General features: G+C 65.1%; 15 protein-coding genes and 1 pseudogene. 9 read left to right on the top strand and 7 right to left on the bottom strand.

Going from position 1 to position 16,458, the window contains the following annotated elements; all coding sequences use genetic code 11:
• Positions 1–40: 40 nt before the first annotated feature.
• The 4 genes and pseudogenes from BLU17_RS01760 to BLU17_RS01745 form a co-directional block, all read right to left on the bottom strand.
• Positions 41–667 carry a GTP pyrophosphokinase gene (locus BLU17_RS01760; RefSeq protein ID WP_091993579.1) on the bottom strand — a complete coding sequence of 209 codons (627 nt, stop codon included), beginning with the start codon at positions 665–667 and terminating at the stop codon, positions 41–43.
• A complete protein-coding gene (locus tag BLU17_RS01755; protein WP_143189151.1) occupies positions 664–1,680 on the bottom strand; it encodes a hypothetical protein in 1,017 nt (338 codons plus the stop codon). Before BLU17_RS01755 ends, BLU17_RS01760 begins: the two co-directional genes overlap by 4 nt.
• 143 nt (positions 1,681–1,823) lie before the next feature.
• Positions 1,824–2,630 (bottom strand): annotated as a pseudogene (locus BLU17_RS01750) (magnesium chelatase domain-containing protein); the annotation flags it as partial.
• Positions 2,631–2,815: 185 nt separating this feature from the next.
• Positions 2,816–3,073: an accessory factor UbiK family protein gene (locus tag BLU17_RS01745; protein ID WP_091993574.1), complete on the bottom strand. Its 258-nt coding sequence runs from the start codon at positions 3,071–3,073 to the stop codon at positions 2,816–2,818.
• Between the two features lie 524 nt (positions 3,074–3,597).
• Between BLU17_RS01745 and BLU17_RS01735 the strand changes: the two genes are divergently transcribed.
• The 7 genes from BLU17_RS01735 to ptsP all read left to right on the top strand — a co-directional run bounded on the left by BLU17_RS01735 (position 3,598) and on the right by ptsP (position 11,669).
• Positions 3,598–3,936 carry a P-II family nitrogen regulator gene (locus BLU17_RS01735; RefSeq protein ID WP_028209287.1) on the top strand — a complete coding sequence of 113 codons (339 nt, stop codon included), beginning with the start codon at positions 3,598–3,600 and terminating at the stop codon, positions 3,934–3,936.
• A 93-nt stretch (positions 3,937–4,029) separates the two neighbouring features.
• Entirely contained in the window at positions 4,030–5,508 is a 1,479-nt protein-coding gene (locus tag BLU17_RS01730) for an ammonium transporter (protein WP_091993570.1), read from the top strand.
• A 499-nt stretch (positions 5,509–6,007) separates the two neighbouring features.
• The gene (gene gshA / locus BLU17_RS01725; protein WP_091993567.1) at positions 6,008–7,297 is read left to right on the top strand and encodes a glutamate--cysteine ligase; all 1,290 of its coding nucleotides are present in this window, start codon (positions 6,008–6,010) and stop codon (positions 7,295–7,297) included.
• An 86-nt stretch (positions 7,298–7,383) separates the two neighbouring features.
• Positions 7,384–8,337: a glutathione synthase gene (gene gshB / locus BLU17_RS01720; RefSeq protein ID WP_091993564.1), complete on the top strand. Its 954-nt coding sequence runs from the start codon at positions 7,384–7,386 to the stop codon at positions 8,335–8,337.
• Between the two features lie 401 nt (positions 8,338–8,738).
• Entirely contained in the window at positions 8,739–9,320 is a 582-nt protein-coding gene (locus tag BLU17_RS01715; RefSeq protein WP_245746696.1) for a PTS sugar transporter subunit IIA, read from the top strand.
• 86 nt (positions 9,321–9,406) lie between these two features.
• On the top strand, positions 9,407–9,676 hold the full coding sequence (locus tag BLU17_RS01710; protein WP_091993562.1) for an HPr family phosphocarrier protein: 270 nt from the start codon (positions 9,407–9,409) through the stop codon (positions 9,674–9,676).
• Between the two features lie 253 nt (positions 9,677–9,929).
• On the top strand, positions 9,930–11,669 hold the full coding sequence (gene ptsP / locus BLU17_RS01705; RefSeq protein ID WP_091994177.1) for a phosphoenolpyruvate--protein phosphotransferase: 1,740 nt from the start codon (positions 9,930–9,932) through the stop codon (positions 11,667–11,669).
• Positions 11,670–11,747: 78 nt separating this feature from the next.
• Here ptsP and BLU17_RS01700 read toward each other — a convergent pair whose 3' ends face one another.
• The 3 genes from BLU17_RS01700 to gpmA all read right to left on the bottom strand — a co-directional run bounded on the left by BLU17_RS01700 (position 11,748) and on the right by gpmA (position 15,428).
• Positions 11,748–12,509 (bottom strand): HesA/MoeB/ThiF family protein, encoded by a 762-nt coding sequence (locus BLU17_RS01700; RefSeq protein WP_091993559.1) that lies wholly within the window; start codon positions 12,507–12,509, stop codon positions 11,748–11,750.
• Between the two features lie 183 nt (positions 12,510–12,692).
• Positions 12,693–14,267 carry a S41 family peptidase gene (locus BLU17_RS01695; RefSeq protein ID WP_091993556.1) on the bottom strand — a complete coding sequence of 525 codons (1,575 nt, stop codon included), beginning with the start codon at positions 14,265–14,267 and terminating at the stop codon, positions 12,693–12,695.
• A 411-nt stretch (positions 14,268–14,678) separates the two neighbouring features.
• Positions 14,679–15,428 (bottom strand): 2,3-diphosphoglycerate-dependent phosphoglycerate mutase, encoded by a 750-nt coding sequence (gene gpmA / locus BLU17_RS01690; RefSeq protein ID WP_091993553.1) that lies wholly within the window; start codon positions 15,426–15,428, stop codon positions 14,679–14,681.
• 203 nt (positions 15,429–15,631) lie between these two features.
• On the opposite strand from gpmA, the gene BLU17_RS01685 reads away from it, so the two are divergent.
• Both BLU17_RS01685 and grxC read left to right on the top strand, forming a co-directional pair.
• Positions 15,632–16,057, top strand: a complete 426-nt coding sequence (locus BLU17_RS01685) for a rhodanese-like domain-containing protein (RefSeq protein ID WP_091993550.1) — start codon at positions 15,632–15,634, stop codon at positions 16,055–16,057.
• Positions 16,054–16,314, top strand: a complete 261-nt coding sequence (gene grxC / locus BLU17_RS01680; RefSeq protein WP_042270085.1) for a glutaredoxin 3 — start codon at positions 16,054–16,056, stop codon at positions 16,312–16,314. Before BLU17_RS01685 ends, grxC begins: the two co-directional genes overlap by 4 nt.
• The last annotated feature ends 144 nt before the right edge of the window (positions 16,315–16,458 follow it).

The following is a 16,458-nucleotide window of genomic DNA, read 5'->3' as shown; positions in this document are numbered from 1 at the left end:
GCTGTCAATTATTGCGCCTGCCGGGCCTGATCGACGGGGCTTATTGATTCGGCGGAGCTAGTAGTTCACGCGACAGCGCATCGAATATCTGGTCAGCTCCCCATGCTTGGGCGGCAGTGAATGCCAATTGACGCTTCTGCAAGCTTGATAGGGGCGTGGCTGGCTTGTAGGCTAGGTCGTGCCCGGCTTCACTCCATGCATGCTGAAACAGCGTCTTCACTTGGAGTTCAAAAAACTTTGGCATGCGCCGAACGCTCTCTTCATCTTCCGGATAAACATCCTCAGGTACTGCCAGAATATAGTGCTTACCGACGTAACCAAACTCACTCTCGGAGTCGGGAATGACGGCGCGAGCTTCTATTGGGCGAAAATATTCTTCCACTCTTGCGGACGCGGCTGCTACGTCGTCCAAGTAAAACGTAATCACGCGTGCGCCCACTTGGTCCTGTATTTGTGTAAGCGGCCGTGTGTACTTTCGAACCCCATCTATCTCCTTCATTGCTTTCGCCATGAATCGATCAGGGCTCTTCGCGCGTGCGGAAACCCGGTCTACGCGGGGCAGACCTTTCACTGTGTTAGCCAGGAAATCACCTATGCGAGACGCCAATGGGGCTAGGATCTCGTCATACCGTGACGCGTACTCCGCTTTCAGCTCGTCATCGCTCACTTGACCTTCCTCAAACGTTCGTCAACGATCCTTCCTGACGTCGAGTATGTGATCAATTCCGGATCTACTTCTGAAACGGCTTCGTCGAAGCACTCTTCGAATCTTGCAATTTCCGCCGACAGCATCGCGCCGTTGTCTAGCTCAATCGAGCGGTAAGAGATGTGTCGCGTAAATTCGCCGATATCAAAGCGGAAGCGACTTTGCAACGTCCGTGGCGGAGAGACCGCCGCGACGACCGTACGCTTCGATTCCTCGCTCAAATGAAGATCATCGCAGAACTCGGCGATGGTCATGACTTGTCGACGATTCAGATTTCTGGCCAACTGCGCTGCCATAGCAATCTCATGCCTTACATTTGCGTTTGGGGCATTGGCAATTGCGGTGCGCAAAGCAACCGCAAGGCGTTTGGTGCCTTGCTGCGAAGTACTACGATAATCTGATTGAAGGAAGTCTACGATCCAATAGTCAGCAACTGATTTCGCCCCGTGGTTTACCTGGCGGTCCACAGCGTGCCCGCTCCAAAAGTCGTCACCATCGTCTCCGCCCTTGTACATGACAGCCTTGTACGCGAGGGCGCTTTTCAAAAACACCTGTTCTACGAACTGAACGGTGAGCTGATCTTCGGCTTTCTCTGCAACGATTCCTTCGTCAGCGGGAAACCGAGCGATCACAATCTTTTCGGCGTTCGGCGTGCCAAGGCAAACGAAGAACAAGCCCATACCAGACTGGCCGCCGGTCGCATTTTGTAAGCGGTTGGCTAATGCCTTTGCCGCGTCTATTCGACGTGTGCTTACGATTCGCATAATTTCCGTTCGCACAGGGTTGTTCTGCTGGCCGTCGGTGACGAACATGATCGGAATATTGCACTCCCGGTCTGCTTGGCAGTAGATGTCGTTTAGCATGCGACACAGCTTTTCGTCTCGTACAGGAATTTCAGTACCGGAGACTTCTGGAACGTTGTCCCGATTCTTCGCGGGATAGGTTAGGAAGCTGAAAACACGTGCGATCTCCATGTCGGCCCCGTTTGTTAGATGAATCGATAATCGGGCCAAAAGCCGATTTTGGCAACAGTTGGACTAACAAGCGCCGTGGTAAACGGAATTTACCTAGCCGACCAGGAACGGGAGAACCGAAGCGACTGAGTGTGGGGTTTAATTGGCCACAAGGTAAGCAGATGATGGCCGCCGGCCGCCGCGACTTCGAGCGCCCTGCGTGCGCCGCGCTGGCCGATCACGTCGGCCATGTCCGGTGGGGCTGCGCCCTGGGCGGCCTCGAAAGCGCTTGCACGCACGGGCGCGAGGCGCGCGTCGGGGTCCTCGCACGCGAGGTGCGCGCACAACGAGCGCAGGTCCGCCGCGCCGTACACCGCGACGCCGGGCACGAGGGCCGCTTCGGCGGCGTTTTGCGCGGGCAGATAAAGCTCCGGAACGCTGAGCCGTCCGCACAGCGCGAGCGCGTTGTCAGCCGTTGCTTCGTCAGCATCAGGATTCCGAATGATTGCGCCGCCGGTCGCCGCGTTGCGAACGGACGCTTCCATCCCGCCGTCGCGCGCTTCGCGATCCGCATGCGCGCGCGCCGTGCCGCATGCCATCGCGAACGCACCGCGCATCGGCCGCACGGCGCCGGTTAGCGAAAGCTCGCCCGCGAATTCGCGGTGCGCGAGCGCCGCGGCCGGGATCTGGCCGCTCGCCGCGAGAATGCCGAGCGCAATGGGCAGATCGAAGCGGCCCGATTCTTTGGGTAAATCGGCCGGCGCGAGGTTGACGGTAATGCGCCTTACGGGGAAATCGAAGCCGCAATTCGAAAGCGCGGCGCGCACGCGCTCGCGGCTTTCCCGCACTTCGAGGTCGGGCAGTCCGACGATCGAGAACGACGGCAGCCCGTTGGCGAGATGAACTTCTACGGTGACTTCGGGCGCGCGGCCGGCAGCCGGCGCGCGGCTGCGCACCACGGCAAGCGACATGGCGTTCTCCGGGAAGGGCGCATGCGGGAAAAAGCGCGCGTTACACGTTACGCATGCGCCAGACAGGTGAGGCGTATGCCCCTTTACGGTTCCATTGCGATCACGCTACGGATCGCTTGCGGCGATGTGCAGTTGCTGCACTCGACTGCGCACGTTATTGAACATGAAGGTGCGCAGCGAAATGATCAGGATGACTGGCTAGTCACCGGCAGCTTCTGTTCGAGCTCGGCCACGCGGCGCTCCAGTTCCTCAAGGCGCTGGCGCGTGCGCACGAGCACCTGCGTTTGCGCGTCGAACTCCTCGCGCGTGACGAGATCCAGCTTCGAGAAGCCTTGCGACAACATGGCGCGTACGTTGCGCTCGACATCGCGCGCCGGAGAGTTCTTGAGCAGGTCGCTCATGCGTGCCTGCAGATCATTGAAAACGTCGTTTGGTTGTTTCATTCGATTCCCCTTCGTTGCACAAAAAATGTGCAAATTTCGTTTCGCCTGTGCCCCGCTTCGCGCCGTGATCGATCTTGGTGCGAATTCGCAGGCCGCCGGCATGCGTGCGCGCAACTGGTGCGCAAGACCGGGCCGCGCGCTTCGCGCCGTCGCGCGGCGGGCGCTTCAGGCGCTGCGCGGCTGCCTGTGCGGGAGCGAGGCCTGAGGACACTCTAGCAACGTTCCCCCCGCCATGCCACCGCGCGCGCGCCACGCTGGCCGTTCGGCCAAGGCCTTGCGCGCCGCGCCCGTCAAGGCGCGGACCGCATTGTCCACGGCTTTGGCTACCCTTGCATCGAAGTCCGTCGCACTTATGTCGCAGGCAAGGCACCGCGAATTGGCACGGGTGTTGCTAATACTGCCCCGCGCACCGAACGACGGTTGGCTCGCGGTGCGCCGGCGACGCGGCGAGATCACATGCGCTGCACGCAAGGCGCCCGTTGCAGAAGCAAACAAAGGGATGAAGCAACCACAGCGAGGACTACATGAAACTCATTACAGCAATCATCAAGCCGTTCAAGCTCGATGAGGCGCGCGAAGCCCTCTCGGCGATCGGCGTTTCGGGGATCACCGTGACGGAGGTGAAGGGCTTCGGGCGCCAGAAGGGGCACACGGAGCTCTACCGCGGCGCGGAGTACGTCGTCGACTTCCTGCCGAAGGTGAAGATCGAGGCCGCCGTGGCCGACGACATCGTCGAGCAGGCCATCGAGGCGCTCGAACGCGCGGCCCGCACGGGCAAGATCGGCGACGGCAAGATTTTCGTCACGCCGATCGAGCAGGTGATCCGCATCCGCACCGGCGAGACCGGCGCCGACGCCCTGTAACAAGCGACCTGAAACAAGCGACCTGAACGGGTCCCGGGCGCGGCGCTGGAGCCGCCAACCCCGGTCGACATAGAGAGACAAGAGGAAACCGAGATGCGCAAACTTTTGATGTCCTTGCTGATGGCCGGCTCGCTGCTGGCCGGCGGCGTCGGCGCCGCGCTGGCGGACGACGCCTCCGCACCGGCCGCGGCCTCCGCGCCGGCCACCACCGCTTCGGCACCCGACGCCTCCGCGGCCGCGCCCGCTTCGGCGCCCGCGGCCGACGCCGCGTCCGCTCCGGCCGCCGCCGAGGCATCGGCTGCCGCCGCGGCCGCGCCCGCCGCACCGACCGCGCCGTTCTCGGTCGATTCGTCGAAGATCAACTCGGGCGACACCGCCTGGATGCTGACCTCCACCGCGCTCGTCCTCTTCATGACGATTCCGGGCCTCGCGCTGTTCTACGGCGGCATGGTCCGCAAGAAGAACGTGCTCGCCACGCTCATGCAGAGCTTCGCGATCACCTGCGTCGTCACGGTGATCTGGACGGTGGTGGGCTACTCGCTCGCGTTCACGCCGGGCGGCTCGTTCATCGGCGGCTTCTCGCGCGTGTTCCTCGAAGGCATGAACTACATCAAGGGCGACAAGGCCACGACGCTCACCGTGAGCCACCTCGCGCCGACCATCCCCGAGACGGTGTACTTCGTCTATCAGATGACCTTCGCGATCATCACGCCCGCGCTCATTACCGGCGCGTTCGCTGACCGCATGAAGTTCTCGGCGATGCTCGTGTTCATGTCGCTGTGGTCGATCATCGTCTACTCGCCGATCGCGCACATGGTGTGGGAGCCGACCGGCTGGCTCGCCAGCGCCGGCATCCTCGACTTCGCGGGCGGCACGGTGGTGCACATCAACGCCGGTATCGCCGGTCTCGTGTGCTGCCTCGTGCTCGGCAAGCGCGTCGGCTATGGCCGCGAAGTGATGGCGCCGCACAACCTCGTACTCACGCTGGTGGGCGCGGCCATGCTGTGGGTGGGCTGGTTCGGCTTCAACGCGGGTTCGGCGGTCGCGGCTGACGGCCGTGCCGGCTTCGCGATGCTCACGACGCAAGTCGCCACGGCCTGCGCGGCGCTCGGCTGGATGTTCGCGGAGTGGATCGCCAAGGGCAAGCCGTCGGTGCTCGGCATCGCATCGGGCGCCGTGGCGGGCCTCGTGGCGGTGACGCCGGCATCGGGCTTCGTCGGCGTGCTGGGCGCGATCGTGATCGGCGTGGTGGCGGGCGTGGTCTGCTTCTGGTCGGCCACCTGGCTCAAGGGCAAGCTCGGCTACGACGACTCGCTCGACGCGTTCGGCGTGCACGGCATCGGCGGCATCATCGGCGCCATCCTGACCGGCGTGTTCGCGGTCAAGGACATCGGCGGCGCGGACGGCAGCGTCGTCCTGCAAATCAAGGGCGTGCTCACGACTCTCATCTACAGCGGCGTGGTGAGCTTCGTCTTGCTGAAGGTCATCGACATGGTGATGGGCCTGCGCGTGACCGAAGAAGAGGAACGCGAAGGTCTGGACGTGATCCTGCATGGCGAGCGCGTGGAGTAAGCGAGCGGTTCGTCATCGAATCTGAAACTCGTTTGACGCTGGTTTGAGGCAGCAAGCAGCAAGGCAGCAAGCAGCAGCGACCTGGGCCCGCCTGTTCGGCGGGCCCTTTTCTTTGGCGCGCCGGATTCCGTGGCGCGCGAGTCAGGTGCGGGGTTTGCGCCGCCCAGGGGCGGTTTGGGGGGAATAAGGGCAGCGCTCGCGCGTTCGTATAGTGCCCCTTCAATCCGTGTGCCCAATTGCGCCGGGCTGTGCGCGCGGTCCAGAATGGATATCCGGCGTGAATTGCCGCGCGGGCGGGCTCGGCCGGCCAGGTCTGGCTGGAGGCGATTGGGGCCGATCGAGGCCGATTTGACAGGTTGGGGGCCGATCGGGGGCCCGGTTGACCCTTCCGCGCGTGGGGATTCATGCACGCAGGCCCGTCTTGCAACTGGCGCGATCGCCCCCAGATGAAGGGCCGGTTTCCCTACAATCACAGCATTTCGTCCGCGAGTCACCCCTTATGGTCCCGCATCTGGTTACGGCGTTGAACGGCCCGCTCCTCGAACTGGAGCAGCGCATCCTCGACGCGACGCCGGCCATCGAGCGCTGGTTCCGCCTCGAATGGCAGGAGCACACGCCGCCGTTCTACTGTTCGGTCGACCTGCGCAACGCGGGCTTCAAGCTCGCGCCCGTCGACACCAATCTCTTTCCCGGCGCCTTCCACTGCCTGCCGCAGGAAGTACTGCCGCTCGCCGTGCAGGCGGCCATGGCCGCGATCGAGAAGATCTGCCCCGACGCCAAGAATCTGCTCGTGATCCCCGAGATGCACACGCGCAACGCGTTCTATCTGGAGAATGTCGCGCGGCTCGCCACGATCATGCGCCAGGCCGGTCTGAACGTGCGCTTCGGCACGCTCGACGAGAGCATCGCCGGGCCGGTCACGATCTCGCTCGCAGACGGCCAGAAGATCGTCCTCGAGCCGCTCGAGCGTTCGCAGCGCCGCCTCGGACTGAAGAACTTCGATCCCTGCTCGATCCTGCTGAACAACGATCTTTCCGGCGGCATTCCGCCGGTGCTCGAAAACCTGCACGAGCAGTACGTGCTGCCGCCGCTGCACGCCGGCTGGGCCGTGCGCCGCAAATCCACGCACTTCTCCTGCTACGACGACGTGGCGAAGAAGTTCGCGAAGATGGTGGGCGTCGACCCCTGGATGATCAATCCGTACTTCGCGCACGTGGAAGGCGTGGACTTCGAGGCGCGCATCGGCGAAGAGCAGCTCGCCACCGCCATCGACGCCGTGCTCAAGAAGATTGCGAAGAAGTACCGCGAGTACGGCATCACCGAAAAGCCCTACGTCGTCATCAAGTCCGATGCCGGCACCGACGGCCGCGGCGTGATGACGGTGCACGACGCCTCCGAGGTCGCCGCGCTCACCAAGCGCGAACGTGCGAAGATGTCGGCCACGAAGGACGGGCTCGAAGTGCATGACGTGATCGTGCAGGAAGGCGTCTATACGTTCGAGCACATCGGCGACGAAGTGGCGGAGCCGGTCGTCTACATGATCGACCGTTACGTGGTGGGCGGTTTCTACCGTGCGCACGGCAGCCGCGAGCGCGATCAGAACCTGAACGCGCCGGGCATGCATTTCGTGCCGCTCGGCTTCGAGCACACGGCGTTGCCCGACACGCGCGCGAAGGCGGGCGCGGCGCCGCCGAACCGCTTCTACATGTATGGCGTGGTGGCGCGGCTCGGTCTGCTCGCGGCGTCGGTCGAGCTGGAGAAGACCGATCCGGAGGCGATCCACGTTTAGGCCGCGCATTTCGCCGTCATCATTCGGACAATTCAACGCAGCGCCCGCCACCGTGCGGGCGTTGCCGTCATGACACCAGGGACGATATGGACATTCTCTTCATCGCCGATCCGCTCGAGCGGTTCAAGATCTACAAGGACTCGACCTACGCGATGATGGCCGAGGCCGCGAAGCGCGGCCACACGCTCTTTGCGTGCGAGCCGCAGCATCTTGCATGGGTGAACGGCCGGGTGGAGGCCGACGTGCGGCGCTTTGCGATCGTCGGCGATACGGCGGACCTGCATCGCGAAACGTGGTTCGGGGACTCGGCCGATTCGCGCGCGCTGACCGGCTTCGACGCCGTCATCATGCGCAAGGACCCGCCCTTCGACATGGAGTACGTGACGTCCACGTGGCTGCTCGAAATCGCCGAGCGCGCAGGCGCGAAGATCTTCAACAAGCCCCAGTCGATTCGCGATCACTCGGAAAAGCTCGCTATCGGCGAATTCGCGCAGTTCGTCGCGCCCACCCTCGTCACGAGGAGCGCCGCGCGCCTGCGCAAGTTCCACGAGGAGCACCGGGACGTGATCTTGAAGCCGCTCGACGGCATGGGCGGCATGGGCGTGTTCCGCGTGAAGGCGGACGGCATGAACCTCGGCTCGATCATCGAGATGCTGAGCCACGACGGCGCGCGCAGCGTGATGGCGCAGAAGTTCATCCCCGAGATCAAGGACGGCGACAAGCGCATTCTGCTGATCGGCGGCGAGCCGGTGCCGTACTCGCTCGCGCGTATTCCTCAGGGTAATGAGGTGCGCGGCAACCTGGCCGCCGGCGGCCTGGGCCGCGCGCAGCCGCTCACCGCGCGCGACATGGAGATCGCCAGGGCGCTCGGCCCGACGCTCGCGGCACGCGGCCTGCTGCTCGTGGGGCTCGATGCCATCGGCGACTGGCTCACCGAAGTCAATGTCACGAGCCCGACGTGCTTCCGCGAAATCATGGAGCAGACGGGCTTCGACGTGGCCGCGATGTTCATCGACGCGCTGGAGCGCGCGGCGGCCTGAAGAGCGACGGGCCGGTTGCCTGCATTTTCGAGGCGCGCGCCTGGCCTGGGCCCTTGAATCCGGCCTGGCGCGGCGGCATCTGCGGGACGTGGGGAAGCGCCTTGCAGGGCGGGCGCACCGGCACTGCCGAGGGTGGTTGCGCGGTCCCTTGTGAACGGCGCGCGACATCTGCCGCGCGGCGAGCAAAAGCGCCTCGCGTGCGCGAAAATGACCCTGCTACAATGCCGCGAGCCCACGCTCCGGGCAGGCAAGCCGGCGTCGCCAATGAGGCGCCGGGACTGCCGGGCGGCGCGTGTTCCGACCCTGCGAGCTTACGGCTGGCCGCGGGTTCGGCGCTGCCGGACGCGATCGAGGAGATCGCGCCGGGCATCAACCGAGCCGTTTATTGCAGTCAGGCTGACATGGCAGGGATTCTGATCATTGCGCACGCACCGCTCGCCACCGCGTTACGCGAGTGCATCGCGCATATCTATGGCGGTTGTCCGGCGCGCATCGGCGCGCTCGACGTGCTACCCGACAGCGACCCCGCGGAAGTGGTCGCCCAGGCGAATGCGGAGATCGAGCGCCTGCGTGAGGAAAACGGCGCGCTCGTGCTGACCGACATGTTCGGCGCGACGCCTTCGAACATCGCGGCGCGCCTTGCCACCGTGCCCGAGGTGCGCGTGCTGGCCGGCGTGAACTTGCCGATGCTCGTGCGTGCCGTTTGCTATCGTGCCACGCCGCTCGATACGCTCGTCGAAAAGGCGCTGGCCGGCGCGAGCAAGGGTGTCCAGATCATCGGATCGAGCACGCCGTCCGCGGCGACCGCGACCGATTGCGGTTGCCCGCCCACACCATGCGCCGAGGCCGTAGCCGGCGCGACAGACCAGGCAGCCAGGCAATCCGCAAATCAGGCCTCGAACCCGCCGGCCTGCACCGCGCGCAGCACGGCCTGCGCAGACAGCGCACCGGCCGGCGCGCTCAGGCCGACCGGCACCCCCTGAGTCCGGCGCGCGCCAGCGAAAGCCAGAACACAACGCACACCGAAAGAACACAGTCACACTTCCACACACTGCGTCCGGATCGACCTATGTTGCAACAAGAAACGACCATCGTGAACAAACTCGGCCTGCACGCTCGTGCGTCGGCAAAGCTGACGCAACTCGCAGGCAACTATCAGGCCGAAATCTGGATGAGCCGCAACGGCCGCCGCATCAACGCCAAGAGCATCATGGGGGTCATGATGCTGGCGGCGGGCATCGGCAGTACGGTGCTGATCGAAACCGAAGGCCCGGACGAGGCCGACGCCATGAGCGCACTGCTCAAGCTGATCGCCGACAAGTTCGGCGAAGGCCAGTGAAACGCACCTCGTCGTCGCGCCCATTCGGAACGCCGCGGCCCGCCGCGGCGTTTTCGTTTGCGCGGTTCGTGCGCCGCGTTCGTTCGCAGCGCCCCGGAGCCTGCTGCACAACCTGCTGCACAAGGACGCAGTAAGCACCGGCAAGGCTCGTGTAGCCACATTCGGCCGCGGTGGAATCTATAATCATCGCCGGGGTCTGAGAGAGCGCATTGCAGCGGTTTGCCGCAGCATCAAATAACCAGAGGAGGTGCGCGTGCCGTTCACGCTGCATGGAATTCCCGTATCACGCGGTATAGCCATCGGGCGAGCGTATCTGATCGCGCCGGCGGCGCTCGACGTCGACCATTACCTCATCGAGCCCCCGCAGATCGAGGACGAAATCGTGCGCTTTCGCGCGGCGCTCGCTGCCGTCGAGCAGGAACTCGACGCGCTGCGCGCCGACCTCGCCGCCGACGCTCCCTCCGAAATGGGTGCGTTCATTGGCGTCCACCTCATGATCCTGAACGACGTGATGCTCGTGCAGGAGACCATCGACCTCATCCGTACGCGCCGCTTCAACGTGGAGTGGGCGCTTACCGAACAACTCGAGCGGCTCTCGCGCCACTTCGACGACGTAGAAGACGAGTACCTGCGCGAGCGCAAGGCCGACATCGAGCAAGTCGTCGAGCGCGTGCTGAAGGCGCTCGCGGGCACCATGCCCGCCACGCTGCACGGCGGCTGCAACGAGATGATCGTCGTCGCGCACGACATCGCGCCCGCCGACATGCTGCAGTTCAAGGGGCAAACGTTTCAGGGCTTCGTCACCGATCTGGGCGGGCGCACCTCGCACACGGCGATCGTCGCGCGCAGCCTCGGCATTCCCGCGGCCGTGGGCGTGCAGCAGGCGAGCGCGCTGATCCGCCAGGACGATCTCATCATCGTCGACGGCGACCATGGCGTCGTGATCGTCGATCCCGCGCCCATCGTGCTGGAGGAGTACACGTACCGGCAAAGCGAGATGGCGCTCGAGCGGCGCAAGCTGCAGCGCCTGAAGTTCTCGCCTACGCAAACGCTGTGCGGCGCGAAGATCCAGCTCTACGCGAACATCGAGCTGCCCGAAGATGCCCAGGCCGCGCTCGACTCCGGCGCGACGGGCGTGGGCCTCTTTCGCACCGAGTTCCTGTTCATGAACCACAAGGACCAGTTGCCGGAGGAGGAGGAGCAGTTCGCCGCCTATCGTCGCGCGGTCGAACTCATGAACGGGCTGCCCGTGACGATCCGCACGATCGACGTGGGTGCCGACAAGCCGCTCGACGCGATGGGCGGCGGCGATGGTTACGAGACGGCCGCCAACCCCGCGCTCGGCCTGCGCGCGATCCGCTGGAGCCTCTCCGAACCGCAGATGTTCCTCACGCAGTTGCGCGCGATCTTGCGGGCGTCGGCGTTCGGCTCGGTCAAGGTCCTGATCCCGATGCTCGCGCACGCGCAGCAGATCGACCAGACGCTCGACCTGATCCGCCAGGCGAAGCGCCAGCTCGACGACGCGGGTCTCGCCTACGATCCCAACATTCAGGTCGGCGCGATGATCGAGATTCCGGCAGCCGCGCTCGCGCTGCCGATGTTCCTCAAGCGCCTCGACTTCCTCTCGATCGGCACCAACGACCTGATCCAGTACACGCTCGCGATCGACCGCGCCGACAACGCCGTGGCCGATCTCTACGATCCGCTGCATCCGGCCGTGCTGCAACTGATCGCGCATACGCTGCGCGAGGCGAAGCGCGCGGGTGTGCCGGTGTCGGTGTGCGGGGAGATGGCGGGCGACCCGACGTTCACGCGTTTGCTGCTCGGCATGGGCCTCACCGAGTTTTCGATGCATCCGAGCCAGTTGCTCGTGGTGAAGCAGGAGATCCTGCGCTCGCAGTTGAAGATGCTGGAAAGGCCGGTGTCCGAAGTGTTGGCGGCTTACGAGCCGGAGGAACTGCAGGCGGCGCTCAAGCGCGTGACGCAGGCCTGAGTCTCCGCGCGGTACGCTCGCGCGCGGCGCGCGAATGCAAAGAAGCCCCGGCTTGTCCGGGGCTTTTTCCGGCAAGGCTCAGCCGCGCCGATGCCGCTCGCCGCACACCGGGCAATCCGGCTGACGCGCGACGCGCATGGTGTTCCACTCCATGCGCAGCGAGTCGAGCATCATGAGCCGCCCGACGAGCGGCGCTCCGATGCCGCCGATCACGCGCAGCGCCTCGGCCGCCTGCATCGCGCCGACGATGCCCACCGTAGGCGCGAACACCCCCATCGTCGAGCACGCCACTTCCTCGAACGGCTGGTCCTCGGGAAACACGCAGGCGTAGCAGGGCGAGGCGTCGTCGCGGAAGTCGAACGTGCTGATCTGCCCGTCGAAGCGAAGCGCCGCGCCCGAGACGAGCGGCACGCCGTGCGTGACGCACGCGCGGTTGATGGCGTGGCGCGTGGCGAAGTTATCGGTGCAGTCGAGCACGACGGTCGCGCCCGGCACGTGCGCGTCGAGCCAGGCGTCGTCGATGCGCGTTTGCAGCGCGTTCACCTTCACCTCGGGATTGAGCCGCGCGAGGGCGTCGCGGCCCGACTCGACCTTCGCGCGGCCCACCGATGCCGTCTCGTGCAGGATCTGCCGCTGGAGGTTGGTGAGGTCGACGGTGTCGTTGTCGACGAGCGTGAGCGTGCCCACGCCCGAGGCCGCGAGATACATCGCCGCCGGCGAACCGAGGCCGCCCGCGCCCACGACGATCGCGTGCGCGTCGAGGAAGCGCTGCTGTGCCTCGATGCCGATCTCGTCGACGAGGATATGGCGGGAGTAGCGGAGAAGCTGGTCGTCGTTCATCGCGGGGCGCTCGTTGCGTGGCGCTGCGATGGACCTCGAGAGCCCTGATTGATGGCTCTGAACGGGAAAACGCGCGCCGGGAAAATACCGTGTCGTTATTGTAACGACGCCAGCGACGGGAGGAGGGCGTCCTCGCGGGTCCGGCGCGCAAGACGCGCGCGGGCCGCGAGGCGGTACGGCGCGTTACTTCGCGGGAGCCGAGGCCGGCGCGGGGGCCGAACCGCCCGGCACCATGATGAGGGCGCCCGGCTTCACGGCGATCGGCGCCGAAGCCGAGGTGGGCGGCTTTTGCTGCGCGAGGCGGCGCTCCATCGGCGACTTCGATTCGGACACCGGCTTGCCCTGAAGCTTGTTGAGGGCCTGCTGGAGCATGAAATCGTCGGTCGAGCCGAACTCGACCGGCTTGCGGTCGCGATCCTTCTGGCGTTGCTCCGGCGTCTTCTTGTCGTTCTGCTCCTCGAGCTGGCGCAGCATGTCCATGCGCTCCTGCTCGCGCACGTCCTGCTCCTTCTTCTCGTCCGGGTCCTGCGTGTTGGCGAGGTGGTTCTGATAGTCGACCTCGCGTGTGACGAGTGCGTCGTCCGGATCGCCGTCGGCGTACTGGTCGACCGCGATGTCAGGACGGATGCCCTTGTTCTGGATCGAGCGGCCGCTCGGCGTGTAGTAGTACGCCGTGGTGAGACGCAGTGCGGTGTCGGCCGTCATCGGGCGCACCGTCTGCACCGAGCCCTTGCCGAACGTCGTCTTGCCGACGATGAGCGCGCGCTTCTGATCCTGCAGCGCGCCCGCCACGATTTCGGAGGCAGACGCCGAATAGGCGTTGGTCAGCACGACCATCGGCACGGTCTTGAACTCGGCCGCTTCGCCCTTGAGCGGGTCGCCGTCGAACGAGGGCAGACGGTAGTTCTCGAAGGTGTCGCGGTAGACCTGTTTCGAGTCGGGGATCTGGCCGTTCGTCGAGACCACCACCGAATCCGGCGGCAGGAACGCGCCCGCCACGCCCACGGCGCTTTGCAGCAGCCCGCCGCCGTTGTTGCGCAGGTCGAGGATGATGCCCTTGAGATTGGGCTCCTGGCGCGCGATGTCCTGGAGCTTGGCCGCGAGGTCAGGGACCGTGCGCTCCTGGAAGCTCGTGATGCGGATGTACGCGTAACCCGGCTGCAGGATTTTCGACTTCACGCTCTGCACCTTGATGATGGCGCGCGTGATGGTGAGCGGGAAGGTGCGGTCGTCGGTCTTGCGGAAGATCGTGAGCGTGACCTTGGTGCCCGGGTCGCCGCGCATCTGCTTGACGGCCTGGTCGAGCGTCATGCCGCGCACGGGCTTGTCGTTGATGCGCGTGATGAGGTCGCCCGGACGAATGCCGGCGCGGTACGCGGGCGTGTCTTCGATCGGCGAAATGACCTTGATCAGTCCGTCTTCCGACGAAATCTCGATGCCGAGACCCGCGAAGCGACCTTTGGTCTGCTCCTGGAGCTCCTGGTAGTCGGTCTTGTCGAGATACGACGAGTGCGGGTCGAGGCTCGACACCATGCCCTTGATGGCGGCGGTGAGCAGCTTCTTGTCGTCGACCGGCACGACGTACTCATGCTTGATCTGACCGAACACTTCGGCGAAGAGCCGCAGCTGGTCGAGCGGCAGCGGCTCGACGACCGTCTGCTGGGTTTGCTGCGCCGAGGCGGAAATCTGCAGGGTGGCAAATACGCCGGTCGCAAGGCCAGCGGCGATCAGGCCGATGTTTTTCAGGTTCTTTCGCATAGAGATTGTTGCGTGCGGTCGAAAAGGCGCGTGGCAGCGTCTAATGGAAAAGCGACGGACAAGTATAACTGCACACCTGCCGCGGCTGTGTATATGGCGCGAACGATGGGACTAAGACAGCGCGACCGGCGCCGGGTTCGCAAGACATGTGCCGCAAACCCGCGCCTGGCGCGGCGCTGGCGGGAAGCTGGCAGTTCTGCCAGTTGCGTCGCGCGGGAGGCGAACGCGCAGGAAGGGGAGTGTGCAACCGATTGCCGGGACCGCCGCGTGCCCTCGCCGGACCAGGGGATTCGGCGAGAGCGGATATCGCGCAATGGCGCCCGTGAGCCGTTCGGGCGCCGCCGGAGCGGCCAAACCGGAGTGCCCATCCGATGAATGGGCTGACTTCGCCGCCCGGTTGCGCGGGGAAGGTCAACCGGCCTTCTTGCCCTGGTTGGCAACGGCGGCCTGTGCCTTCGCGATGGCCTCGGCGTCGCCCAGATAGTAGTGCGTGATGGGCTTGAGGTTCTCGTCCAGCTCGTAGACGAGCGGCACGCCGTTCGGGATGTTCAGGCCGACGATGTCGTTGTCCGAAATGTTGTCGAGGTATTTCACGAGCGCGCGGATCGAATTGCCGTGCGCGGCGATCAAGACCTTCCTGCCTGCCTTGATGGCCGGTGCAATCGACTCGTTCCAGACCGGCAGCACGCGCGCGACCGTGTCCTTCAGGCACTCGGTGAGCGGCAACTCTTCGCGCGGCACCTTCGCGTAGCGCGGGTCGTTGTACGACGTGCGCGAGTCGGTCGGCTCGAGCGCGGGCGGCGGCGTGTCGTAGCTGCGGCGCCAGACGAGCACCTGGTCGTCACCGAACTTCGCGGCCGTTTCGGCCTTGTTCAGGCCCGAAAGCGCCCCGTAATGACGCTCGTTCAGGCGCCACGAGTGGACCACGGGCAGGTACATCTGGTCCATCTGGTCCTGCACGTGCCAGAGTGTGCGGATCGCGCGCTTGAGCACCGACGTGTAGGCGATGTCGAACGTGTAGCCGGACTCCTTGAGCAGCTGGCCTGCCTGCTGCGCTTCGCGGTTGCCCTGCTCGGTGAGGTCGACGTCCACCCAGCCGGTGAAGCGGTTTTCCTTGTTCCACGTCGATTCGCCGTGGCGGATGAGTACGAGTTTGTACATGAGGATGCCGGTCGGTAGTGAAGAAGCGGTAATCGGGGACGGGCGGCGCGGCGGCAGAGACGATGCGGCGGCCGGTCCCGCGGGCAGCGCGCCCGGGCTGGGGGCGGCAACCCTGCGACAAACGCTTATTTTATAATGCCCGGATTGCCCGAATCCGATTTCGCACGATTTCTTCGACTTTCCCTTTTTCCGGCGGACCCTCCGTGACGTTCTTCACCAACTACATCAATCTTGTACTCATCGCGATCGTCCTCATTTCAGGAGGGTTGCTCCTGTGGCCGTCGCTCAAGCGCGGCGGCCGCGGCGGCGTTTCCACCGCCGAGGCGACGCAGCTCATCAACCGCCGCAACGCGGTGGTGATCGACCTGCGTCCCGCGGGTGAATTCGCGAAGGGCCATCTGCCTTCGGCGCGCCAGATCGAGTTTGGCGAGCTGCAGGCGAAGATCGGCCAGCTCGTGAAGAACAAGAGCAACCCGGTGTTGCTGGTCTGCCAGACGGGCCAGCAGTCGCACAAGGCGCTGCGCCTCGTGAAGGAAGCCGGTTTTGCCGAAGTCCACGTGCTGGACGGCGGCGTGAACGCCTGGCAACAGGCCGGCATGCCGGTCGTGAAACAAGGAGGTTCCAAGTGAGCAAAGTGGTCATGTACAGCACCCAGGTGTGCCCGTATTGCCAGATGGCCGAACGTCTTTTAAAGTCGCGCGGCGTCGAGCACATCGAGAAGGTGCTGATCGACCGGGACCCGGCGCGGCGCGAAGAAATGATGACGCGCACCGGCCGGCGGACCGTGCCGCAGGTTTTCATCGGCGAGACGCACGTGGGCGGTTACGATGACCTCTCCGCGCTCGACCGTGCGGGCGGCCTGATGCCGCTGCTCGAAGCCGCCTGAGCGACCGGGCCGGTTTGCAGCCCGCAGCCGCACGACAGCCGTGCGGCCTCGGTTCGCCTCTGGCGGCCGGACCGGGTTGCCGGACCGGATTGCCAGGCGCGACGCGGCGGCGTGGCGCCGCAGGTTTCGGCCCGCGCAGGCCCG

Source organism: Paraburkholderia lycopersici (genome assembly GCF_900096975.1).
GTDB classification, from domain to species: domain Bacteria; phylum Pseudomonadota; class Gammaproteobacteria; order Burkholderiales; family Burkholderiaceae; genus Paraburkholderia; species Paraburkholderia lycopersici.
The sequence above is the reverse complement of the archived record's forward strand: the minus strand, read 5'-3'. Positions and strand labels throughout refer to the sequence as shown.